Source organism: Saccharococcus sp. Marseille-Q5394, from assembly GCF_946901335.1.
Classification (GTDB): Bacteria; Bacillota; Bacilli; order Bacillales_A; family Planococcaceae; genus Sporosarcina; species Sporosarcina luteola_C.
Genome location: NZ_CAMPPQ010000002.1, coordinates 1,100,679 through 1,123,524, shown reverse-complemented (window position 1 = coordinate 1,123,524; position 22,846 = coordinate 1,100,679). Strand labels below are relative to the sequence as shown.

21 protein-coding genes and 1 tRNA gene are annotated in these 22,846 nt (G+C 45.9%); 3 read left to right on the top strand and 19 right to left on the bottom strand.

Going from position 1 to position 22,846, the window contains the following annotated elements:
- Positions 1-266: 266 nt before the first annotated feature.
- Positions 267-875, bottom strand: a complete 609-nt coding sequence (gene clpP, locus OC538_RS16290; protein WP_262177345.1) for an ATP-dependent Clp endopeptidase proteolytic subunit ClpP — start codon at positions 873-875, stop codon at positions 267-269.
- A 173-nt stretch (positions 876-1,048) separates the two neighbouring features.
- Here clpP and OC538_RS16285 point away from each other — a divergent pair.
- Positions 1,049-1,120 (top strand) — tRNA-Arg (locus OC538_RS16285).
- A gap of 102 nt (positions 1,121-1,222) precedes the next feature.
- On the opposite strand, the gene OC538_RS16280 is transcribed toward OC538_RS16285, so the two are convergent.
- The 12 genes from OC538_RS16280 to hprK form a co-directional block, all read right to left on the bottom strand.
- Positions 1,223-1,480, bottom strand: a complete 258-nt coding sequence (locus tag OC538_RS16280) for an HPr family phosphocarrier protein (protein ID WP_251696912.1) — start codon at positions 1,478-1,480, stop codon at positions 1,223-1,225.
- Between the two features lie 37 nt (positions 1,481-1,517).
- Positions 1,518-2,465, bottom strand: a complete 948-nt coding sequence (gene whiA, locus OC538_RS16275) for a DNA-binding protein WhiA (protein WP_262177342.1) — start codon at positions 2,463-2,465, stop codon at positions 1,518-1,520.
- A gap of 27 nt (positions 2,466-2,492) precedes the next feature.
- Positions 2,493-3,476: a uridine diphosphate-N-acetylglucosamine-binding protein YvcK gene (yvcK, locus tag OC538_RS16270; protein WP_251696915.1), complete on the bottom strand. Its 984-nt coding sequence runs from the start codon at positions 3,474-3,476 to the stop codon at positions 2,493-2,495.
- Between the two features lie 4 nt (positions 3,477-3,480).
- The gene (gene rapZ, locus OC538_RS16265; protein WP_262177339.1) at positions 3,481-4,368 is read right to left on the bottom strand and encodes an RNase adapter RapZ; all 888 of its coding nucleotides are present in this window, start codon (positions 4,366-4,368) and stop codon (positions 3,481-3,483) included.
- Positions 4,368-4,850 (bottom strand): NUDIX domain-containing protein, encoded by a 483-nt coding sequence (locus OC538_RS16260; RefSeq protein WP_251696919.1) that lies wholly within the window; start codon positions 4,848-4,850, stop codon positions 4,368-4,370. The genes rapZ and OC538_RS16260 overlap by 1 nt, the downstream gene beginning before the upstream one ends.
- A gap of 390 nt (positions 4,851-5,240) precedes the next feature.
- Positions 5,241-6,191, bottom strand: coding sequence for a thioredoxin-disulfide reductase (trxB, locus tag OC538_RS16255; protein ID WP_251696921.1), 951 nt, complete (start codon positions 6,189-6,191; stop codon positions 5,241-5,243).
- 95 nt (positions 6,192-6,286) lie between these two features.
- On the bottom strand, positions 6,287-7,810 hold the full coding sequence (locus OC538_RS16250; RefSeq protein ID WP_251696923.1) for a tetratricopeptide repeat protein: 1,524 nt from the start codon (positions 7,808-7,810) through the stop codon (positions 6,287-6,289).
- A 201-nt stretch (positions 7,811-8,011) separates the two neighbouring features.
- Positions 8,012-8,551, bottom strand: a complete 540-nt coding sequence (locus OC538_RS16245; RefSeq protein WP_262177334.1) for an acyltransferase — start codon at positions 8,549-8,551, stop codon at positions 8,012-8,014.
- A complete protein-coding gene (gene ppaX, locus OC538_RS16240; RefSeq protein WP_262177333.1) occupies positions 8,548-9,198 on the bottom strand; it encodes a pyrophosphatase PpaX in 651 nt (216 codons plus the stop codon). Before ppaX ends, OC538_RS16245 begins: the two co-directional genes overlap by 4 nt.
- Positions 9,191-10,135, bottom strand: a complete 945-nt coding sequence (locus OC538_RS16235; RefSeq protein ID WP_262177331.1) for a nucleoside recognition domain-containing protein — start codon at positions 10,133-10,135, stop codon at positions 9,191-9,193. Before OC538_RS16235 ends, ppaX begins: the two co-directional genes overlap by 8 nt.
- Positions 10,136-10,150: 15 nt before the next feature.
- Complete coding sequence (gene lgt / locus OC538_RS16230; protein WP_262177330.1) at positions 10,151-10,957, bottom strand: prolipoprotein diacylglyceryl transferase; 807 nt, start codon at positions 10,955-10,957, stop codon at positions 10,151-10,153.
- A 4-nt stretch (positions 10,958-10,961) separates the two neighbouring features.
- Positions 10,962-11,912: an HPr(Ser) kinase/phosphatase gene (gene hprK / locus OC538_RS16225; RefSeq protein ID WP_262177328.1), complete on the bottom strand. Its 951-nt coding sequence runs from the start codon at positions 11,910-11,912 to the stop codon at positions 10,962-10,964.
- A gap of 182 nt (positions 11,913-12,094) precedes the next feature.
- On the opposite strand from hprK, the gene OC538_RS16220 reads away from it, so the two are divergent.
- A complete protein-coding gene (locus OC538_RS16220; protein ID WP_262177327.1) occupies positions 12,095-12,655 on the top strand; it encodes an N-acetylmuramoyl-L-alanine amidase in 561 nt (186 codons plus the stop codon).
- A gap of 405 nt (positions 12,656-13,060) precedes the next feature.
- Positions 13,061-14,056 carry a DoxX family membrane protein gene (locus OC538_RS16215; RefSeq protein WP_262177325.1) on the top strand — a complete coding sequence of 332 codons (996 nt, stop codon included), beginning with the start codon at positions 13,061-13,063 and terminating at the stop codon, positions 14,054-14,056.
- Between the two features lie 57 nt (positions 14,057-14,113).
- Here OC538_RS16215 and OC538_RS16210 read toward each other — a convergent pair whose 3' ends face one another.
- From OC538_RS16210 to OC538_RS16185, 6 genes are all read right to left on the bottom strand, one after another.
- Positions 14,114-15,274 carry a DUF4097 family beta strand repeat-containing protein gene (locus tag OC538_RS16210; RefSeq protein ID WP_262177323.1) on the bottom strand — a complete coding sequence of 387 codons (1,161 nt, stop codon included), beginning with the start codon at positions 15,272-15,274 and terminating at the stop codon, positions 14,114-14,116.
- A gap of 117 nt (positions 15,275-15,391) precedes the next feature.
- A complete protein-coding gene (gene uvrA / locus OC538_RS16205) occupies positions 15,392-18,262 on the bottom strand; it encodes an excinuclease ABC subunit UvrA (RefSeq protein WP_262177322.1) in 2,871 nt (956 codons plus the stop codon).
- Between the two features lie 7 nt (positions 18,263-18,269).
- Positions 18,270-20,252: an excinuclease ABC subunit UvrB gene (gene uvrB / locus OC538_RS16200; RefSeq protein ID WP_262177320.1), complete on the bottom strand. Its 1,983-nt coding sequence runs from the start codon at positions 20,250-20,252 to the stop codon at positions 18,270-18,272.
- Between the two features lie 268 nt (positions 20,253-20,520).
- A complete protein-coding gene (locus tag OC538_RS16195; protein ID WP_251696942.1) occupies positions 20,521-20,754 on the bottom strand; it encodes an IDEAL domain-containing protein in 234 nt (77 codons plus the stop codon).
- 101 nt (positions 20,755-20,855) lie between these two features.
- Positions 20,856-22,076: an ABC transporter permease gene (locus tag OC538_RS16190; protein WP_251696944.1), complete on the bottom strand. Its 1,221-nt coding sequence runs from the start codon at positions 22,074-22,076 to the stop codon at positions 20,856-20,858.
- Positions 22,060-22,809 carry an ABC transporter ATP-binding protein gene (locus tag OC538_RS16185; protein WP_251696946.1) on the bottom strand — a complete coding sequence of 250 codons (750 nt, stop codon included), beginning with the start codon at positions 22,807-22,809 and terminating at the stop codon, positions 22,060-22,062. Before OC538_RS16185 ends, OC538_RS16190 begins: the two co-directional genes overlap by 17 nt.
- Between the last annotated feature and the right edge of the window lie 37 nt (positions 22,810-22,846).

Below are 22,846 nucleotides of genomic sequence, written 5' to 3'. Positions count from 1 at the left end.
TTGAACCAGATAGAATGGGCCCTTGTCTAAAAGAATGGACCTTGAACCGGAATAAATGAGCCCTTGTTGAAAAGAATGGACCTTGAACCGGAATAAATGAGCCCTTGTTGAAAAGAATGGACCCTGAACCGGAATGAATGAGCCCTTATTGAAAAGAATGGGTCCTGAGCCGCAAAGAATGAGCCCTTGCACAATTAATCGTGCCCTCACAACAAATAAGTACAAAAAAACCGACTCAAAAGCAGAGTCGGCTCTTCGTACTTCTATTATTTCTTCGCGTCCAATTCTTTCATGTCGCTGCGTGTGATGATGTGGTCGATTAGACCGTATTCCTTCGCACGTTCAGCTGTCATGAAGTTATCGCGGTCTGTGTCTTTTGCGATTACTTCAACAGGTTGGCCCGTGCGCTCTGCCAAAATTCCGTTCAATTTCTCACGTAGGAAGAGAATGCGTTTTGCAGCGATTTCAATTTCAGTCGCTTGCCCTTGCGCTCCGCCAAGTGGTTGGTGAATCATCACTTCTGCGTTAGGAAGCGCATAACGTTTCCCTTTTGTTCCTGCTGTCAAAAGGAAAGATCCCATAGATGCAGCCATACCGATACAGATTGTTTGGATGTCCGGCTTGATGAATTGCATTGTATCGTAGATCGCCATACCCGCTGTGATACTGCCTCCCGGGCTATTGATGTAAATCGATACGTCTTTCTCTGGATCTTCTGCTTCTAGGAAAAGCAATTGTGCAACAATCGAGTTTGCGACATTGTCGTCGATTGCGCTTCCCAGCATGATAATCCGGTCTTTCAATAAACGGGAGTAGATATCATAAGCACGTTCTCCACGGTTCGTTTGCTCAATAACTGTAGGTATTAAATTCATCTTATTTCCTCCTTATGAATGGGTCAGGATTTTCGTTCTGCTGAAACCAGTTGTTTCAACTGTACTTCTATCATACATATTATGGTCAATAAAGGTCAAATATAACGCTTTTAAATTAGTTGTTGCATTCATACCACTTATTTAGTACAATTAATCTTGTCTGTTACTGACAAGTCCTCGTGGTGCAATGGATAGCACGCAAGCCTCCGAAGCTTGAAATGTGGGTTCGACTCCCGCCGAGGGCATAATAGAGTTGATAAAGAAGCCTGTAAACATGTAGTCATGTTTACGGCTTTTTTTATTGTTCAGCCGTCTCCTATCTTCATAGAGAAACGGCTGTTTTCATATTAATTTTCCTTCTCAACTAGTGCTGTAAGAGTTTCAATTGCTTGTTCTTCATCGACGCCTTCTGCGATCAATGTCACTTCAGCACCTCTCGCTATTGCCAAACTCATGACACCCATGATGCTTTTCGCGTTCACTTGACGTTCATCCCTTTTCAAAAAGACGTCTGACGTGAAGCGATTTGCTTCTTGCACGAAAAGCGCAGCTTGCCGTGCTTGTAATCCTGTCTTCATTTTCACTTCAACCAGTTTTTCTGCCATATTATTCGACTCCTTCCTCATGCGTTATTTACCTTTCTCAACGGCTTACAATTCCTCCGTTGCGAAGATTTTCCGCAATCTCTTCGATTTTCCGAAGACGATGATTCACTCCGGACTTGCTAACCGTGCCACCGCTCACCATTTCTCCAAGCTCTTTTAATGTGACATCTTGATTTTCGATGCGCAGCGACGCGATCTCTTGTAAACGATCAGGCAATTGATCCAGCCCGATTGTGCTCTGGATGAATTTAATATTCTCCACTTGTCGTTGTGCCGCACCGATTGTTTTATTCATATTGGCGGTTTCACAATTGACAAGCCGGTTGACGCTATTCCGCATGTCCCGTATAATCCGGACATCCTCGAATTTCATCAAGGATACGTGCGCACCGATTAATCCTAGGAAATCCGAGATTTTCTCTGCTTCCTTCAAATAGGCAATGAAGCCCTTCTTCCGTTCGATCGATTTTGCATTCAAGTGGAATTTGTTCATCAAATCCACTAATGCTTCGCTATGCTCTTTATAAAAAGAGAAAATCTCTAAATGATAGGAGGAAGTTTCGGGATTGTTTACGGATCCGCCTGCGAGGAACGCTCCACGCAAATAGGATCTTTGGCAGCATTTCTTTTTCACCAATTGCTCAACAATCTCGTTCTTAAATTGAAAGGTTCCTGTCAGTATATACAAGTCTTCCAATAAATGCTTCGCTCCGTCACGGATTCTGCATATGTAGACATTGTTCTTCTTCAGGCGCATTTTTTTTCGGACGAGCAACTCGACTTTATGCGGATACAATCGCTTAATGTTTGAATAAAGTCTTCTTGCGATCGCCGCATTTTCTGTCTGTACGTCGAGGCTCAATTGTTTATTTGAAAACGATAAGGCGCCGTTCATCCTGATAAAGGCGGCGATTTCCGCTTTCACACAGCATTCCTTGGAATCGATTTGCGTCAATTCTTTCTTCACTTCAGATGCAAAAGACATGATTTTCCCCCTCTCTCTCGGCGATGATCAGGTCTCCTCGCTAACGATTGTACCTTCCATATAACCCATGATCCAAGATGCAACTTTACCTGCATCATGTATGATTCTTCCCTCTGCAACAGTCGAAAAGTCCCCTAAGACGATTGTCGGGACGAGCAATTGCAATGCTTCGATGTCATTTTCTACAGGAAGCTGGATATCTGACGGCGCATCCCCGTTAAATAACGTCTGGAAATCCGTCTTGTTCAATAACACTGTGTCAATGAATTGACTGCCTGCATGATCATATAACGCCTTTACATGCTCGGATGCCGTGTATTGGTACGTTTCGCCTTCCTGCGTCGTCAAGTTATTGATGTATACTTTCTTCGCGTTGGATGCAAGGACGGCATTACGGATGTCACTTACAAGTATCGTCGGCAAAATGCTCGTATATAAGCTCCCAGGTCCAAAAATGATCAAGTCCGCCTCTTTGATGACCTCTACCGTTTCCGGCAAAGGTTCGACCTCTTGGGGAGACACATAGACTTTCCGGATTTTGCGTCCATACACCGGGATTTTAGACTCACCGGTTACAATTGTGCCATCATCGAGCTCCGCATGCAAGGTGATCTTTTGGTTTGCAGCTGGCAACACTTTTCCCTTAATATTCAAAACACGACCCATTTTTTCTACAGCGCGTGCAAAATCTCCTGTAATGTCCGTCAGGGCGGCAAGCATGAGGTTGCCTAGGGAGTGCCCTTTCAAATCGTCCGAGTTGGAAAATCGATATTGGAACATTTTCTCAATCAACGGCTCGACATCTGAAAGCGCTGCCATCACTTGACGGATATCTCCGGGCGGCGGGATATTGTATTGATCCAACAGCCTTCCGGAGCTGCCTCCGTCGTCCGCGACCGTAACGATCGCGGTGAGATCGACTGGATAGGCTTTTAATCCCCGAAGCAACGTGGACAATCCGGTCCCGCCGCCAAACACGACAATTTTTTTCTTTTTCCCGGATTGCAACATGGTGTCAACCCTTTCTCTTCTCTACATCCCGATGGGTAATCAACGTCTTGTATTCTTCTTTTAAACGGTTTCCGAAGTATTCCGCCAGCGACACGGACCGATGTTGGCCGCCCGTGCATCCGAAGGCGACGACCACTTGGGATTTTCCTTCATTCTTATATTGAGGAATAATGAATTTGAACAGATCTGTCAATTTTTCGATCAGCACTTGTGTATCATTCCATTTTAACACATACTCATATACTTCTTTCTGTAAACCGGTCAACGGTTTCAGGTCTTCGATGTAATAGGGGTTCGGTAAAAAACGAACGTCAAAGACGACGTCAGCATCAATCGGCATACCATGCTTGAAACCGAAAGAAATGAAGTTCAGGGTAAATGAAGTTTCTCCCGTAGAGGAGAATTCCGACATGATCTTTTCCCTTAACTCACGCGGCTTCAATTTGGATGTGTTGTAGATGGAACGGGCACGGCCTCTCAGTTCAGATAAGAGATTCCGTTCCTTGCGGATGCCTGTGAGCGGCAGTCCGCCTTCTGCAAGTGGATGGGACCTTCTCGTTTCCTTGTACCGCCTGACGAGCGTCTCATCGTCCGCATCCAAGAAGAGCAGCTTTGTGGATACGCCTTCCATTTTCAGCAAGTTATCCAATGCTCCAATCAATGCGTCAAACAGGTCGCCCCCTCGTGTATCCATGACAGCGGCAATCCGCCTCATCTTGTTTTCGGATTTCATCATCAAATCCAGAAAAGTGACGAGCAGCTCAGGAGGCAAATTATCGATGCAATAGAACCCAAGGTCTTCGAAACTCTGCATGGCAACTGTTTTCCCGGCCCCTGACATACCAGTGATGATAACTAATTCGACATCGCTGTTCGGCAATTCATTCTCCATTAATCCTGGTCACCTTCCATTGATTTTTGTATGTGTTCATCCAACAGTTCAAACTCTTCTGTATAATAGAATGTACCATATTGCACGCCCATTTGGGAGACTGCAAATAATAAATTCGTCCGGTCTCCTTCCGCCATCGGAAGCGTCTTCAGGCTTTCGACAGGATGCCATTCGAGCAGGCCTTCCCTGTTCGATTCATAAGGAGTACCTAGTAGATCCCGCGCAACGAACGTGTACAGCATCCATTCGTTCTGCAATTCTTTTGTTTCTTTATCTACGATCATCATTGTGTAGATGCCTTTAATATGCGGTTGGACGGGGGTTGCTCCGGTTTCTTCCTCGAACTCCCGGATAGCTGCGTCGTAAATCGATTCACCCGGATCCATCTTGCCGCCCGGCGCCACGTACCAGTCCCGTCTCGGTTTTTTCAATAAAAGCACTTGGTTGTCTTTTACTACTAATAAATTTGCGATTCTCTGCATGACCATTTCCTCACTTCTATCAATGCGCTAATTCCCATTATACAATGTTTTGAAAGCAAACAACAAAAAAAGAAGACCACCTGCCGTTTGAAGGGCAGATCGTCTTTAAAATGTTGCTATATCAAAAAGGGGGGTCAATTGATATTCTTATCATAACCTTTTTGTATTGCAGGACGGTTACAGGAAGATTAAGGTTAGATTAATGTTGATACAGATCAAGATTTCCGCTACAGGCGGACGCTTTCCGTGGGCGAGCGGTGAGCCTCCTCAGTCGCTGCGCTCCCTGCGGGGTCTCCCCTGTCTCGCTTTCCCACAGGAGTCGCCGCCTTTCGCTTCAATCCACAAATTATATTGTAAAAAAGAGATCCCATACAGGATCCCTTTCCATAATCAAACTTCAGCAGCCATTTTTTCTTCGAGCTCTTCGATGTATTTCTGGCATGCTTGTGCTGCGATACTGCCGTCTCCAGTAGCTGTGACGACTTGGCGAAGCGTTTTTTGGCGGACGTCGCCAGCTGCGTAGATGCCAGGCACTGACGTTTCCATTTCTTCATTCGTTACGATATAGCCGTGATCATCCAAGATGCCTAAGCTTTTGAATGGGGCTGTCAACGGATCCATGCCGATATAGACGAACATGCCTTCCGTATCCATGACCGTTTCAGTGCCGTCCACTGTAGAGACGAGTGTCACTGAGCCGATTTTGCCATCTTTTTCGTTCACTTGCTTGACAGTCGAATTCCAGATGAAGTCGATCTTGTCGTTTGCAAACGCACGGTCTTGAAGGATTTTCTGTGCGCGAAGTTCGTCGCGTCGGTGAATGATCGTCACTTTATTTGCAAAGCGCGTCAAGTATCCACCTTCTTCGACTGCGGAATCACCGCCGCCGATGACGACGATTTCTCTACCTTTAAAGAAGGCTCCGTCACAAACTGCGCAATAGCTGACGCCACGGCCAGTCAGTTCCTTCTCGCCCGGTACGCCCATTTTTCTATACTCGGCGCCTGTTGTAATGATAATGGCTCGAGCTTTATATTCTTTCTTGCCAGCTTTAATGATTTTCACATTGCCTTCATCTATAATTTCGGTTACGTCGCCATAGGCATATTCCGCACCGAAAGCTTTCGCATGTTCAAACATTTTTGTCGAAAGGTCGGGACCGAGGATCGTCTCAAATCCCGGATAGTTCTCAATCTCTTCCGTGTTTGCCATTTGGCCTCCCGGGATGCCGCGCTCCAACATTAACGTCGATAGACTCCCTCTGGACGTGTAAACCGCAGCAGTCATTCCAGCCGGACCTGCACCAATGATGATGACGTCGTATATTTTCTCGGTAGTCATACATTATCCTCCTCCAGTACATATACCACTGTCCAAATCGTATAAGATTCCGTGGAGCCAATCAATATATATGCCTACACGATCATGGGTTGCACTTACACATTGAACTGAGGCAAAAACTCGATCAGCTCGCTGACATATTTCGTTAATGTAGGCACAGATATGCCGTAATTTGTGGCTATGGATTTTTTTGTGACCCCTTTATATCGGGAAGATTGGAACATATAATCTGCTGCTGCCGCCAATGCCGCGGGATTCCTGAATGGATAGGAACGCATGAGACCTACTTCACAAAGAGTAAACCACATTTGAAATAGATGGGTCCCTTGCCGCTCTAACGGCTTATACTTTTCATAAAGCAATTCCGTCGTTTCCAACGCGCGCATGAAGGAGTGATCAAACTCATTTTCCGTCGTGAATTCATAGTCGAGACTGTGCGCCAAAAACAATTGCTCAATGACACTCAGTTTATCGAGATCGATATACGTAGGATGTGAGATAATCTCCTGTTTATGTGCCGATTTCCCTAATAAATAAAACCCTAACAGTCTTTCACTTCTATATTTATTCGTAATTTTGCTTAATAAAAATTCACGGTCCTGTTCATAGGACTCCGGTTTAGCCGACGGATGCACGTCTTTCCATGGTTCAAAGCCGGCCTTGGTCGGATCCAGTTCAACAAGTTTTGCATACGATTCCTTTGCTGCTTGTTCCTGGCCTGAAAAATAAGCGGAATGTGCTAGCCAGAAGTAGAAGCCTGCATCCCCTTCAAAGCCCCGTTTTTGCAAACTTCTCAGCCAACCGTACGCTTCCTTATGCTTGCCGACCAACGCAAATGTAGCCCCTAATTTATAGCGGTGCACAAATTGATAGGGTTTTATTTTCATGAGGAGCTCGAGCATTGCGTCCAAGTCCTCTTTATCTTTCTCATAATAATAAAAGACGGCGAGATTGCACAATGCATGCAGATTCCCTTTGTCTTTATTAAGCACGTCAGATAGCAATTCCTTTGCAGGCTCGATTTTGCCGATATAAAAGTAGGCGAGTGCAAGGTTATTATGAGCGGCCCAAAAATCAGGATAATCGACGATGATCGACTCCAAAATTTCTATTGCCTCTTCAAATCCGCCATCCTCCATCAGTCTTCTTGCTTTCTCCTGAAGAAAATACACTTCACCATCCGGTATTTCCTCTTCACTGAAAAAGCCTTCCTCCTGCTCTGCAAAATCGATGATTTCCATCGAATCATCGGCCAGAGGTCCATCAGGGGCAAGTGCGATATACTTTTCTGCATAAATCTTCGCATCACGAAGAAGACCCAGATGAGCATGGACTTCCGCCAAATAAAAGATGATGTCCTCTTCTTCCGGATCAAGGCCATGCGCTGCCGCCAAAATTTCATACGCTTCTTCAAACATGCCTTCTTCCATGATGAGAATGCCGTATTGCATAAGGATGAGTGGATCATTCGGACTTAGTTCAACAGCCCGTTGCAAGTATCTATGGGCATCATCAAAGCGTTCCCGCTGCATAGCTTTAACGCCTTTCTGATAGTAGAATTCACCGTCAGGGATAAAAGAAATGACTTTCTTATCTATGTTCCTATACTTTTTGTCCAATCAAATTCCTCCGAAAAAAATTAGAAGGAACGCTTTACACGTTCCCCCGATCAATTACGCCTCGGCGTAATTGCGTCCAGATTCTGAATTGCGCTTGCGCAATTAACTCCCTTCAAAATCTGTGACATCCGCCGGAGGCTTAACTTGCCGAAGCAAGTTAAAAACTTGCTTCATTATATCATAACTTCTAGTTCCGTCATTCTATTTCTTGTCAAAATCCGATTGTTGGGAAGCTCTTCGACGCTCCTCCAATTGTTCGGCAGTGTATATGATCCGTACCGGATTCCCCCCTGCCATGGCGCCCGCAGGGATATCTCGGTTGACAAGTGAAGCAGCAGATACGATGGCACCATCCCCGATTTCCACGCCGGGAAGGATTGTCGTATTCGCACCTATCATCACACGGTCTCCGATGACAACATCGCCGATACGGTATTCCTCAATCAAATACTCATGAGCGAGAATCGTCGTATTGAATCCGATGATTGAATTGCTGCCAACCGTAATCCGCTCAGGAAACATCGTATCGGGCATGACCATCAAAGCAAATGAAGTTTTCTCACCTATCTTCATTCCAAGAAACGTCCGATAGATGAAATTCTTCAACGGAATGAATGGTGTGTATCGCCCGATTTGGATGAATATGAAGTTCTTCGCTACCTTGAAAAAAGATACTGTTTTATATATATGCCAAAGGGAGTTCGCATTTCCTCCGGCAGGATATCGCTCCGTCCGTCTCAAGCTTCGACTCCGGCTGTAATCTTCAACAGGTCCGAAATATGTTGCAAAACAAAATCTGGTTCCTGCTCACGGATGAACTTCTCGCCTTTTGCCGACCAAGCAACTCCGGCCGTGCGAACTCCGGCATTTTTCCCTCCGAGAATATCGTGGACGTTATCGCCGATCATCAATGTTTCTGCCGGAATCGAATTCAGTCGTTCCATTGCAAGAAGCAACGGCTCCGGATGCGGCTTTGCGTGTTCCACATCATCCAATCCAATGACAGTGTCGAACAGATCTTCAGCTTCCATAAGCCGTAGACCTTTCATAATCATATTATTTCGTTTCGTTGATACAATCGCCATTTTAAACCCTGAACTTTTCAACTGCCGCAATGTTTCGCTCACCCCATCGAATTCAGAGGCGAATGCGTCATGATTGGCAAGGTTCCACGTGCGATATTCAGCGATCAGTTGTTCCGAATTTTCCGGGTCGATACTTTCAAACGTTTCCTTCAGCGTTGGTCCAAGGAAGGGCAGGATGTCTTCCCTATCGTACCTTCCCGGATAATGAGCGTTCAAAACCGTTTGGAACGTCTGGATGATCAGCTCATTCGTGTCGAGCAAAGTTCCATCGAAGTCAAATAATAGTGTTGTAATATTATCCATTGAGAATGGTAACCTCCTTCTCCCTTTTCCGTTCTGCCTGTTTCCAAATGTAAGCGACCGCAATCGTCAACACGAATGCTGTGACGAGACGGATGATTAGCAACGGCAGGATTGGAATGCCTAAAGGTACGAAAATGAGTGTATCTTCAACGACGGCATGACAGGCAATCAAGAAAATGAAAGCAAGCGTTGCGTCTTTTTTGCTGACGCCATCTTCCTGAACCGCTTGGATCATGACGCCTGCACCGTAGGCAAGACCAATAACAAGGCCCGCGACCAGTGTCATCGAGGCATTCGGCTGCACGCCGATAACTTTCGTGAACGGCGCCAGTTTTTCCGAAAACTTCTGCAAGTAGTTGCGGTCTTTCAAAAATTGGACGACGATCATAAGCGGAATGACGATAAGTGCAAGCTGCAATACACCAAACGACGCTTTCTGTAAACCGAGCAATCCGATTTCCAGCCACCCATCCGGAACAGCAGTCACTTCAGGCGCCATGCCATACTGTGCAATTTCACTGCCGCCTTTCCAGAACAAATTAATAATGATGCCGGAAAACGCCGCCAAACCGAATCGCACGACGAGCACAATCCATAATTTGACGCCGACCTTCAAAGCGACTCCCGTCTCAATGAACATATTATGTGCAAAACTGAGCATCACAGCCAAAATGAATACTTCCTTCACCGTCAGCTCAAGTGAGAGGATTCCTGCGATTCCGGCGTACAAATTCAAAGCATTGCCGAGCACTAAGGGAATTGCGGCTTCCCCGCTCAATCCGAACAATCCCATGAATGGCGAGATCAATTTGACTAGCCACGGCAAAACAGGTGTATGTTGCAAAATGACTACTAGGACAGTGATCGGGAAAATGATTTTCCCTAACGTCCATGTCGTCTTCAATCCAGCTTTTAACCCATTTCGAAGCGTTTGCATTTCCCCATCCCTCTTCTATTTATCTTGATAGTCCACTTTGACTTTCTTAATAAACCTTCTCCAAATGAATAATGTAACTGAAAATACGATTGCGATGATCGACACAATCTGCGCAGCGCGAAGATCGCCGCCGTACAAACTGTCCGTCCTCATTCCTTCAATATAGAATCTGCCGATTGAATACCACGTCAGATAGAAGAAGAACATTTCCCCCCGCTTCAATCGGACCCTGCGTAAAAGCAGAATGATAATGAGGCCGACGACATTCCATAACGATTCATAGAGGAATGTCGGATGATACGTTACGCCGTTGATCGTCATTTGGTTCATGATCCAATCGGGAATCCACGTGTTTTTCAGAAAAGTTTCCGATACAGGACCGCCATGCGCTTCCTGATTGATGAAGTTTCCCCATCGCCCGATGATTTGACCGATCAATAAACCCGGAGCAGCAATGTCCACCACTTTCCAGAATGATACGCCACGGAGTTTTGTGTAAACGTAAGTCGTTAAAAAGGCTCCAATCAACGCTCCATGGATGGCAATGCCACCTTCCCATATTTTGATGGCATCGATTGGGTTATCTTTATAGGAGTCCCACGTAAATATGACATAGTAGATTCTTGCGCTTATGATGGATAACGGCACCGCCCATATGAGCAGATCCGTTAAGAAATCCGGATGCATCCCACGTTTCACCATTTCTTTTTGTACGACAATGAATGCTAGGATGATGCCGGTTGTGATTAATATTCCATACCACCGTATATCTATTGGCCCCAAACTGAAGGCCGTTGGATCAATCGTCAGTAAATCGAACATTAGTTTACTCTATCCCCTCTACGTCAGAATTCCCTGCATCTTGGCTGATCGCCAAATCCAGCTTTTTCGAAAATGTCTCCGCTGCATTAATGCCTAACCTTTTCATCCGATAATCCATGGCCGCAACTTCAATGATGACTGATAAATTCCGCCCTGGCCTCACGGGTACAGTAAGCTTCGTCAAGTCCGAATCCATAACTTTCATCTTTTCTTCATCGATGCCTAACCGGTCATACACTTTATCCGGATCCCATACTTCCAAATCGATGACCATGAGAATCCGCTTATCATCCTTCACCGCACTTGCACCGAACAACGTCATCATATCAATAATGCCGACACCACGGATTTCAAGCATATGGCTGAGAAGCTTCGGCGCATTTCCGATCAAGACGTTCTTCGCCACTTGCCTAATTTCAACAGCATCATCCGCTACGAGACGATGGCCGCGTTTCACAAGCTCCAAAGCAGTTTCACTCTTCCCTACACCGCTTTTCCCGGTAATCAAAACACCTATCCCGTACACATCGACAAGCACGCCGTGAACTGTCGTCATCGGAGCCAGCTGGCCTTCCAGGAAATTCGTCAACATTCCTGAAAACCGCGTAGTCGGATGCTCTGTCTGCAACACCGCAATTCCCCGTTCTTCCGCAATTTGCTTAAGTTCAATCGGACATACGATATTATGTGCCAGGATGAAAGCCGGAGTTTCAGTCGTGCAAAGGCGATCCATCCGGTTCCACCGTTCCGCCTCTTCCAATTTGTTGAAAAAGGATATTTCCGTTTTTCCAAGTAGTTGAACCCTTGCCGACGTGTAAAAATCGAAATAGCCAGCCATTTCCAGACCTGGCCTGGAGATGTCGCTCGTAAGGATATTCCGTTCAATACCTGCCCCGCCTGCAACAATTTCAAGTCCAAAATGAGTTTGAACGTCTTCCACTGTAACAACCGACATTAGCTCGCCGCCTTTCTATGTTGAACTTGTATTCGACCGCTTCACAAAGCGAAAGATTTCTGTCAGTTCAAGTCATCCATAACCTCTATTTTACCACGAACAGATTCATTTGAAATGATTTCGTCCGAATTTGTCCACTAATGATGCGAAACAGACTATATAGATGGCGAGGAGGAGATCAGATGGCAACAATCATACTTGATGCAGGGCACGGCCCACTTACCCCAGGAAAACGTTCACCTGACGGCAAGCTGTTGGAATACCAGTTCAACTCGGAGTTGGCTGATCGGATCAGGCATTATTTGCTTCTGGAAGGGGTCGACGTCTTTTATTCGCATGAAAATAGCCGGGATGTACCATTAACGGAAAGGGCTGCAATTGCAAACAAGTTGGATGCAGATGCGTTCGTGTCACTCCACGCCAATGCATTCGGCAACAGTTGGAATGAAGCGCAAGGCATCGAAACATATATGTATCCGCAAGCGAGCAAACGGACTGCGGCATTGGTTGAACAGGTGCACCACTCGATGATTACCGCTTGCGGACGGAAAGACCGAGGGATGAAACCCGCAAATTTCGCAGTATTGAGGGAGACGAAAATGCCGGCAGTATTAGTGGAGTGCGGTTTTATGACGAATCGCGAAGAGGCGGGACTATTGCTCTCGAGAGCGTACCGCGTTCAATGTGCAAGAGCGATCGGCTTCGGTATACTGAATTGGCTATATCATGAGAAAACCACTTAAAATGGATTTCCTCCTTTGGGCGCGGGATGACGGACTTTGAGCGCGGGATAACTGACTTTGAGCGCGGAGTGGCCTGCTTTGGGCGTGGAGCGGACTGCTTTGGGCGCGAAGAGGCCTGCTTTGAGCGCGAAGCGGACTGCTTTGGGCGCGAGAGGACTGACTTTGGGCGCGGGGCGGACTGCTTTGGGTGCGGAGCGGACTGCTTTGGGCGCGAGAGGACTGACTATGGGCGCGGGGCGGACTGCTTTGGGCGCGAAGCGGACTGCTTTGAGCGCGGGATGACTGAATTTGAGCGCGGAGCAGCTTGCTCTCAGTGCGACTACTTACAGTAAGCGTCAGCATAATCGGCGATTTCTTAGGGAATAATAAATTTTATGCTCTGTTACAAAAGGAGAGGGATATACGTTGAAGAAATACAATTTCATACTACTAATAGGGCTATTTTGCTTTTCGCCGATTATTGCAAATGCCCATGTAAAATGGTTTACAGAACTAGAGCCGGAAAAGGTTTCTATTGAGCAAATTCTTTCGAGAGAATTCATCGTTTTATCCTTACTAATTGCTCTCTTCTTAGCGTTATTATCTCAATTCATACCACAGCTGATGAAGATCCCGGGTGTCGCTACCATCGATATGAAATTAGATGGATACCGGAAATACTCTCGTTATATTCTTCAGTATGGGACAGCGGCGGCATTTATCCTACAAGTAGTAAACAGAACAATGTTTGCACCTGAGTTCACTATCCACCATAGTTGGCAAACGGCTGTTATGTGGGCCATTATCGTTTTACTCATTATTCCTTATCATGTAACGACGAAAATAGCTGCCGTAGCAATGCTTGGTTTTTTTCTTTATATTTGGAGTTATTCCGGTTGGTTTCATATGTTAGATTATGGGTTTTACCTTGCTATCATCGGTGTTTTGCTGGTAGGAAGAACAAAATTGGAGACAGCAGGATTTCCATTCCTTTACCTCGGTACAGGTTTAAGTTTATGTTGGGTTGCAGTAGAAAAATGGGTATACCCTGGCATGACGATCGATATTATCCAACGCCATGACGTCCCTACTTTCGGCTTTCCCCCAGAACTATTTATTGTTCTCTCAGCATTTATTGAATTCGTTGTTGGTTATCTATTAGTCGTTGGTATTCTTAACCGTTTATTGGCTGTTGTCGTAACAATTTTATTTATCCTGACAACGACCATATTTGGCTATACCGAAGTAGTGGGACATGGGATGATTCACATCGTTTTAATACTATTCATTATCGAAGGAATATCCTTTTATCACCCTCCGGTTAAAATGCATAAGAATAGAATGGACCAAATGATATTTGTTTTCTTGAACTTTTTATTTGTGCTAAGTACATTTTTATTGATTTATTACCGATTTGCATAAAAAAGACTGCCACAGAAAGTCAGTTTTTACTGACTTTCTGGGCAGTCTTTATTGCTGTTAATCATGTTTTACATTGTAACAAACAATTACAGATCCTGTTTTCGCTTCTCCTTGGATATGGATTGGTGTGGCGTCGCCTTCCAGATCCTTGTTGAAGATGATTGTTCGGTGCAGAAACTGTTCTTGCTCAGTCGTTTTACTGACATCGTTGAGCTGAAGATCCAAACGTCCCATATTTGTGGAGATTTCACCACGAAGAGGCGCGTCGGATGGAATATAGATTTCAACGGAACCGCTCACTGTTTTGGCATCGATTTTTTGTGCTGCGGCATCAGTCGTAGTCACGACTACATGGCCATTCAACGATTTCGCCTCGACATCTTTCAATTTTCCGGAGACGTAGACGCGACCGTTGATCGTTTCGGCTTCCAACGTTTCGCCTGTACTATCATTCAAACGGATTGATCCATTCCCCGCTTCCAACTCTGCCTCTTTAAAGTCGATCCGCTCAACATCCACTTTTCCGTTCGCCGTTTTCGTGTAGATCCGATCGACAGAAATGTCCTTCAAGTTGAAGTTACCATTGAGCAGCCGCACAGAAATCTTCCGGTACTCCTGTTTTGGTATGAAAAGGTCGACATTGACCTGACTTGATTTCAAATCACTTAAATAACGCAGTTTGCCTTCGTCTTTCAGGAAAATCAATTTATCAAGAAATTCTTTCTTTGCATCTTCTTCTGATCGGCCGTTAAAGGATTTCACAGTGAATTCAGCCCGTATTTCCGAGTTGTCCGTTGCATGGATCGAGACGCTTCCATGATCCACATCGACTAGGATTTCATCCAAACCGTCCGCTTGCTTCACAATCGTGTGATGGAAAATAGAGCTTCCGCCAAACGGAGCGTCGAAATCGAATCCTTTCACTCTTTCAACTGTCGATTGCATGAACTGCATGAAACGATCTCCCACCGTCACAAAATCCTTCCGGATATCTTCAATGAATTCATCCATCGATGGGTCCTTGCCTTGCGATCTTCCGGAGTCATCCTTCGAGCTGTCTTGCTGAAATTCTTCATTATAGACTATCTTTTCATCCATTTGTGATGAATCGGTCGTGGATTGTCTCTTCTCCATCGTCTCCAAAAGAGTCAAGGCTTCGTCCATTGAGATTGTGCCGTTTTCCAACATTGTCAAGATACGTTTGCGTTCGTTCTGCATCTTTCCGCCTCCTAGGTATGCTTGAAATTTCCTTTGCATAAGAGTCCCCGCCTTTAGCAAAACCGATGGAGACTTCTTCAACACTTACTATATATACGAATCATCGATCAGAAGGTTTCATTCTTTTCCAGCGGCGGTTTCAATCAGCTCTTTCATTCTTTGTCGGTCGCGTTCCAAAATCGGCTTTAAATAGTGGCCGGTATAGGAGACTCCATTTTCAGCCACTTCCTCTGGAGTTCCGCTTGCAATGATTTGGCCGCCTTTGTCGCCGCCTTCAGGTCCGAGATCAATAATATGATCGACGGTTTTGATAACGTCGAGATTATGCTCGATGACAAGGACGGTATTTCCGGTATCGACGAGCCGCTGCAAGACGAGAAGCAGCTTTTCAATATCATGGACATGGAGTCCCGTCGTCGGTTCGTCTAGTATATAAAACGATTTACCGTTGGATCGCTTATGCAATTCCGAGGCGAGTTTCACCCGTTGCGCTTCTCCGCCTGACAACGTCGTGGCGGGTTGTCCAAGTTGAACGTACCCAAGGCCAACATCGACAATCGTTTGCAGTTTTCTGCTAATCTTAGGGATGTTTTCAAAGAAGACGAGTGCATCTTCGACAGTCATCGAAAGGACATCCGCAATATTTTTCCCTTTGTACGTCACTTCAAGCGTTTCGCGGTTATATCTTTTCCCGTGACATACTTCACAAGGGACATACACATCAGGAAGGAAATGCATTTCAATCTTGATGATTCCATCTCCGCGGCAAGCTTCGCAGCGACCGCCTTTTACGTTGAAACTGAATCGCCCTTTTTTGTAGCCTCTCACTTTCGCCTCGTTTGTCATGGCGAAGACATCACGAACGTCATCAAAAACTCCTGTATAGGTTGCAGGGTTCGATCTTGGCGTCCGTCCGATTGGGGATTGGTCAATCTCAATGACCTTTTCCAATTCCTCAAGACCCGTTATGGAAGTGAATTTCCCAGGTTTCTGCTTGGATCGGTTCAACTTTTGGGCAAGCACTTTGTAAAGCACTTCATTTACGAGCGTACTTTTCCCGGAGCCTGAAACGCCTGTCACGGCAATGAACTGTCCTAGTGGAAAGTCCACATCAACATCCTTCAAATTGTTCTCTGACGCATCCTTGATTGAAACGATCCTGCCATCAGGCTGGCGTCGTTCTATCGGCAATGGGATGAACTTCTTGCCGCTCAAATATTGACCAGTCAATGATTTCGGATCATTCATCACTTCTTCCGGTGTCCCAGCTGAAACGATCTGCCCTCCGGCAGCACCTGCACCCGGTCCGATATCAATCAAATAATCCGCAGCAATCATCGTATCTTCATCATGCTCAACGACAATGAGTGTATTCCCGATATCCCGCATGCTTTGCAGTGTGCCGATGAGACGGTCATTGTCACGCTGATGAAGACCGATCGAAGGCTCGTCCAATATATAGAGGACGCCTGTTAAGCGAGATCCAATTTGCGTGGCAAGCCGGATACGTTGCGCCTCTCCGCCTGATAATGTGCCGGCCGCTCTTGACAACGTCAGATAATCCAGACCGACATTGATGAGGAATCCTAGTCTCTCGGCGATTTCCCGCAGGATAAGTCTCGCGATTTGCATATCCTTTTCGGATAGGACCAGATCGTTGAAAAATCGGTCGGCTTCCGTAATGGACAATGACGTCACTTCCCCGATATGCGTCCCGTTCACCTTAACTGCGAGCGTTTCCTCTTTCAATCGGTATCCGTGACATGCCGGACATGCACGGCTTGCCATGTATTTCTCCATTTGTTCACGTATATAATCGGAGGATGTCTCCTTGAAACGGCGCTCCACATTTGCGAGAACGCCTTCAAAATAAATGTTGTTCACCCGTGTATTGCCGAATTCATTCGTATATTGAAATTTGATCTTTTCTTCCTTCGAACCATAGAGGATGATATTCAGATCATCATCCGGCAAGTCTTTCACCGGAACATCCATTGGTATCTTGAAATGCTTGCAAATTGTTTTTAACAGCTCCGGGTAGTATTGGGAGCTCGTAGGTATCCATGGTGCAATGGCGTTTTCATTCAAAGTTAGTGAATTGTCCGGGATGACGAGATCAGGGTCTACCTCTAGCTTCGTCCCAAGGCCATCACAATCCGGACATGCCCCGAATGGACTGTTGAATGAAAACATACGCGGTTCCAGTTCCCCGATTGAAAATCCGCAGATCGGACATGCATGATGCTCGCTAAACAGCAATTCTTCAACATCAATTACATCAACCAATACATTTCCTTCGGCTAAACGTAATGCCGACTCGAGGGAATCGCTCAAACGGGCCTCAATACCCTCTTTCACAACAATCCGGTCAATGACGACTTCGATCGTGTGTTTCTTATTTTTATTCAACTCGATATTATCATCGAGGTCGATTACATCACCGTTGACGCGGATCCGGACATAACCTTGTTTCTTGATGTCCTCGATCAACTTCGCATGTGTCCCCTTCCTGCCGGATATGACAGGCGCTAGGATTTGAAGCCTTGAACGTTCCGGCAGCTGCATAATCCGATCGACCATCTGCTCGATCGTTTGGGAGGAGATTTCAATCCCGTGATTCGGACAGATCGGCTTGCCGACCCGTGCAAATAGCAATCGTAAGTAATCATAGATTTCAGTTACGGTTCCGACGGTGGAACGCGGATTGCGGCTTGTCGTCTTCTGATCGATCGAGATTGCGGGCGATAACCCTTCAATCACGTCTACGTCAGGCTTGTCCATCTGTCCTAAAAATTGCCTCGCATAAGCGGAGAGCGATTCGACATACCGTCTTTGCCCTTCCGCATAAATCGTATCGAATGCAAGGGACGATTTCCCCGAGCCGGACAAGCCGGTCATAACGACGAGCTTGTCACGCGGGATGCGGACATCGATATCTTTCAGGTTGTGCACCCTTGCACCTTGAATGACTATTTCCGTGTTTTTCATCGCATTTTCACCCTTCAGCCTTCAATTCTAGTATCGTATCGCGCAATTCGGCAGCCCTTTCGAAATCAAGCGCTTTTGCCGCCTCCTTCATTTCCTTCTCAAGAGTCGCGAGCAATTTCACTTTTTCGTCCTTCGACAATTTCCTGCCTTTCGTCGCTTTTTCCAAGAAGGAGATATCCTCTTCCGCTACTTGGGTCGCCCTGATGACGTCGCGAACTTCCTTTTTAATCGTCGTTGGAGTGATTCCATGCTTTTCATTGTACGCAATTTGGATTTCCCGACGTCTCGAGGTTTCATCAATCGCTTTTTTCATCGAATCCGTGTAACGGTCCGCATACATGATAACTCTTCCTTCAGAGTTACGAGCAGCCCGGCCGATTGTTTGAATGAGGGCGCGTTCGGAACGGAGGAACCCTTCCTTGTCGGCATCAAGAATCGCGACAAGCGAAACTTCGGGTATGTCGAGCCCTTCCCTCAGCAAGTTGATGCCTACGAGAACGTCGTAGGTGCCCAATCGGAGTTCCCGGATAATTTCAATCCGCTCCAATGTTTTGATCTCTGAATGCAAGTATTGGACTTTGATGCCGATATCCTTGAGATAATCGGTAAGGTCTTCGGACATCTTTTTCGTCAATGTAGTAATCAATACCCTTTCGTTGCGCTTTGTACGCTCATTAATTTCATCGATCAGATTATCGATCTGCCCTTCGATCGGCCGTACTTCAATGATCGGGTCAAGCAAACCGGTTGGCCGGATGATCTGTTGAACCATTTCCGGTGTATGCTCAAGTTCGTAAGGACCTGGTGTTGCAGATACGTAGATGGCTTTGTTGACATACCCCTCGAATTCGTCAAACATGAGCGGCCTGTTGTCCAAGGCGGACGGAAGACGGAAACCATGATCGACCAATACTTGTTTCCGCGCTTGGTCTCCGTTATACATGCCGCGGATTTGCGGCAAGGTGACATGGCTTTCATCGATAATCATCAGAAAATCTTCCGGGAAGTAGTCGAGCAGCGTGTAGGGGGTTGCCCCGGCAGGTCGTAATGTCAAATGCCTCGAATAGTTCTCGATCCCTGAGCAGAAGCCCATTTCCCGCATCATTTCCAAATCATAGCGGGTACGCTGCTCAAGCCGCTGCGCTTCTAGGAGTTTATCTTCCTTGCGCAGCACGGCGAGGCGCTCTTCCAATTCCGTTTCGATATTCGCGATTGCCTTCACCATTTTCTCTTCGCCCGTGACGAAGTGGGATGCAGGGAAGATCGCGACATGTTCACGTTCACCTAAAATTTCACCTGTAAGAGCATCGACTTCACGGATACGGTCAATTTCATCGCCAAAAAACTCGATGCGGATGCAGTGTTCGTCCTGTGAAGCAGGAAATATTTCTACGACGTCACCCCTGACACGGAATGTCCCCCGTGTGAAACTAATATCGTTTCTTGAATATTGGATATCGACGAATCGCCGGAGGAGATCATTCCGACCGATTTCCATGCCTGACCTGAGCGAAACGACATGCTTTCCGTACTCCTCAGGCGAACCAAGGCCGTAAATGCAAGATACGGATGCTACGATCAGTACATCATTCCTTTCGAACAAGGCAGATGTAGCGGAGTGGCGCAGCTTGTCGATCTCGTCGTTAATTGTCGCGTCCTTCTCTATATAAGTATCCGTATGCGGCATGTATGCTTCCGGTTGGTAGAAATCATAGAAGCTGACGAAATACTCAACCGCATTATTCGGAAAGAACTCTTTGAACTCGCTGTACAATTGGCCGGCGAGTGTTTTATTATGTGCAATGACTAGTGTCGGTTTATTAACTTCTGTTAAAACATTTGAAACTGTGAACGTCTTCCCTGTTCCGGTCGCCCCTAAAAGCGTCTGATGCTTTTTGCCTTCCTTGATGCCTTCCACGAGCTGTGAAATGGCGGCAGGCTGGTCGCCCAACGGAACGTAAGGAGCGTGTAAATCGAATTTCTGGACCATGCAAGCCCCTCCCCAAATGAATTATCTTCATTTTACCATAGACAATGCCAAGACCAAAGAAATAAGAGAACATACGTTCAAAATAAAAGTGGAGGCGGTCTGTTTAGCTCCGACAAGCGATGGAGGGCTTGAATAAAAGGTGCTATTTGCCTTTTGCTTCAAGACCGAAGCGACTCGAGGAGCTGGCCGCCGGAACTAGCCGATACAATAATAAAAAGCGGGCCTGCTCAGCTAATTGATTGATTAGCTAGCAGCCCGCTTACGTTGTTTAATTTTCTTCAAGTTTCATCAGTTCATCTGTCAGACTTTTGAAGGCGTACTCGTCCTTATCATCAAGTGCAAGATCAATCAGCCGCAAGAGACGTTTTTTCGTTTGCTCCCGATGAATATGGTTCAGGAATAGATCCATATAAATATCATTTAACAATCTCTCCGCTTGAAGCGATGTACTATTTTTCCCCACGGCTTTTAAGAACTCGGCATATGAATAATTGTTTTCCATTTCCCTCACCCCTGATGCCTTTTTTTCATTATACATAACTTCGGGCATCAGTTGCAAGGTTTTTGGGAATATTCTATTTTTATTTTTTTCACATCAATTATTCATACTTCTTCCGATTTTTCATTGGAAACACGGATTGTCGCTTCGGAAACGACGAAGACAATGACCGCCATGATGACAGGCGTCAAGGATACGCCGAATGTCAGGAGGCCAGCCACGAGAACAGAAATTGACTGCAGCAGTTGAACGCCGCTAACTGTTTTCCGGATGGCAGACTGCCTCGTATTGTCCGTTTCAGGGAACAACATATCCATCCTGAAGTCATCCCCCGCCCGTAGTGCATGGACCAACTGGATGGATGATGCAAATGCCAATGCCCCAATGAAAATATAGACGACGATCGGGAAAGGAATGAGAACGACGCCTACTACCGATAATGCGGTCAATCTGACCCATAGCCAAAAAATATCGTCTGTACGCACAAGAGTCCTTCGCAGCAAATAGCGTTGAGGTGATGCTTGTCCGTATTTTGCAGGACGCATAAGGAATCCGAGCCATGCACGGCGACTGACCGATCCTTTTAAATGTGGAACGTCCGTGAAATAGTTTGCGAATCGGTAAAAACGCATCATACGATTTTGCTCTAGCGCTATGAAATGTTCATAAGGAAACGGGTTTGCAACGCTTCTTTTCTTCCAGAATAAATAATAGACTGCCATCAGAACACCGACTAGAGGAATTAACGGGATTAAATAAGAAATTCCTGTAAGCACCGCATACAAGAGAAGAGATGCCAATACGAACCGGACAAGACGGTCCTTCCACATTCCCACCCCTTCATTGGCGCGGCGGTAATAGTACTCCGTCTCTACATACTTCCATTTAACCAGGAAAATGACGATGGCCGTCAGAATGAATTGCGGTTTTCCAGCGACATCAGTTGCCGCCAACAATGGCAATAGGACGATGAATAGAATGTAGGGCACTGGAAGCTGGGAAACTAGTGAATAGCGCAGTGACCGTTTCAGATAGTCTTCAAGCTTATTTTCCATCGGAAGGAAAAAGACGATATCTGCAGGCTTCAGTAACGTAATCGGTGAGCCTATTGATAAAGCCGCCCCGATGAGGACTGCAGCGAGGATTGCTGAAGGAAATTCGGATGGCACTTCCTTCAACCATTCACTGTACGCGTATCCGCCCGCCCCTATCGTAAAGAGAAGAACAATTGCCAAATGACCGGTGAAGACGAACCTCATATACTTTTGCAGTTCATTCATATAACGGATAAAACGATCGCCCCAAATCTCACGCAAGCTGTTCATGATCATGATCCCCGGTCATTGAAATATAGAGCTCGTCCAAAGTGGCACCTGGCCTGTTGAAGGCTTTCCTCAAATCATCCATTGTCCCTTGTGCCCTTACCCGTCCTTCATGCAGCAGAATAATCCGGTCGCAATACTTTTCAGCAGTGGAAAGCACATGTGTAGACATCAATACGGAAGCGCCATTTGCTTTTCTTTCTTCTATTTGATCGAGCAAAGAACGAATCCCGATCGGGTCAAGTCCGACAAACGGCTCATCGATAATATAAAGGGAAGGTTCCACTAAAAAAGCGCAAAGAATCATGACTTTTTGCCGCATCCCTTTCGAGAAATGAGATGGAAACCAATTCAGCCGCTTCTCCATCATGAACTCTTTCAAAAGTATTTCAGTACGCGCCTCGAACGATTCATGATCCAGTCCATATGCCATCGCTGTCAATTCAAGATGTTCCTTCAGTGTCAGCTCTTCATATAGAATTGGTGTTTCCGGAATGTATGTGAACGCTTTACGGTACACTTCAGGGTTTTCGCGAAACGTGACGCCATTCACTACAATTTCGCCTTCATGCGGATTCATCAGTCCGATAATATGTTTAATCGTTGTACTTTTCCCGGCACCGTTCAAGCCGATTAAGCCGACGAGCTCACCCTTGCCGATTTCAAATGATAATTCATGCAGAACAGGCTTACGTGTATACCCGCCTGTCACTTCTTTCACTTCAAGAATTGCCATAGTCATCCTCCATTCTAGTTTCCATTTTACCAAACAT

Coding starts and splice junctions, on each gene's coding strand:
- clpP (WP_262177345.1), bottom strand. CDS start 875: ATGAATTTAATACCTACAGTTATTGAGCAAACGAACCGTGGAGAACGT.
- OC538_RS16280 (WP_251696912.1), bottom strand. CDS start 1,480: ATGGCAGAAAAACTGGTTGAAGTGAAAATGAAGACAGGATTACAAGCA.
- whiA (WP_262177342.1), bottom strand. CDS start 2,465: ATGTCTTTTGCATCTGAAGTGAAGAAAGAATTGACGCAAATCGATTCC.
- yvcK (WP_251696915.1), bottom strand. CDS start 3,476: ATGTTGCAATCCGGGAAAAAGAAAAAAATTGTCGTGTTTGGCGGCGGG.
- rapZ (WP_262177339.1), bottom strand. CDS start 4,368: ATGGAGAATGAATTGCCGAACAGCGATGTCGAATTAGTTATCATCACT.
- OC538_RS16260 (WP_251696919.1), bottom strand. CDS start 4,850: ATGCAGAGAATCGCAAATTTATTAGTAGTAAAAGACAACCAAGTGCTT.
- trxB (WP_251696921.1), bottom strand. CDS start 6,191: ATGACTACCGAGAAAATATACGACGTCATCATCATTGGTGCAGGTCCG.
- ppaX (WP_262177333.1), bottom strand. CDS start 9,198: ATGGATAATATTACAACACTATTATTTGACTTCGATGGAACTTTGCTC.
- OC538_RS16235 (WP_262177331.1), bottom strand. CDS start 10,135: ATGCAAACGCTTCGAAATGGGTTAAAAGCTGGATTGAAGACGACATGG.
- lgt (WP_262177330.1), bottom strand. CDS start 10,957: ATGTTCGATTTACTGACGATTGATCCAACGGCCTTCAGTTTGGGGCCA.
- hprK (WP_262177328.1), bottom strand. CDS start 11,912: ATGTCGGTTGTTACAGTGGAAGACGTTCAAACTCATTTTGGACTTGAA.
- OC538_RS16220 (WP_262177327.1), top strand. CDS start 12,095: ATGGCAACAATCATACTTGATGCAGGGCACGGCCCACTTACCCCAGGA.
- OC538_RS16210 (WP_262177323.1), bottom strand. CDS start 15,274: ATGCAGAACGAACGCAAACGTATCTTGACAATGTTGGAAAACGGCACA.
- uvrA (WP_262177322.1), bottom strand. CDS start 18,262: ATGAAAAACACGGAAATAGTCATTCAAGGTGCAAGGGTGCACAACCTG.
- uvrB (WP_262177320.1), bottom strand. CDS start 20,252: ATGGTCCAGAAATTCGATTTACACGCTCCTTACGTTCCGTTGGGCGAC.
- OC538_RS16195 (WP_251696942.1), bottom strand. CDS start 20,754: ATGGAAAACAATTATTCATATGCCGAGTTCTTAAAAGCCGTGGGGAAA.
- OC538_RS16190 (WP_251696944.1), bottom strand. CDS start 22,076: ATGAACAGCTTGCGTGAGATTTGGGGCGATCGTTTTATCCGTTATATG.
- OC538_RS16185 (WP_251696946.1), bottom strand. CDS start 22,809: ATGGCAATTCTTGAAGTGAAAGAAGTGACAGGCGGGTATACACGTAAG.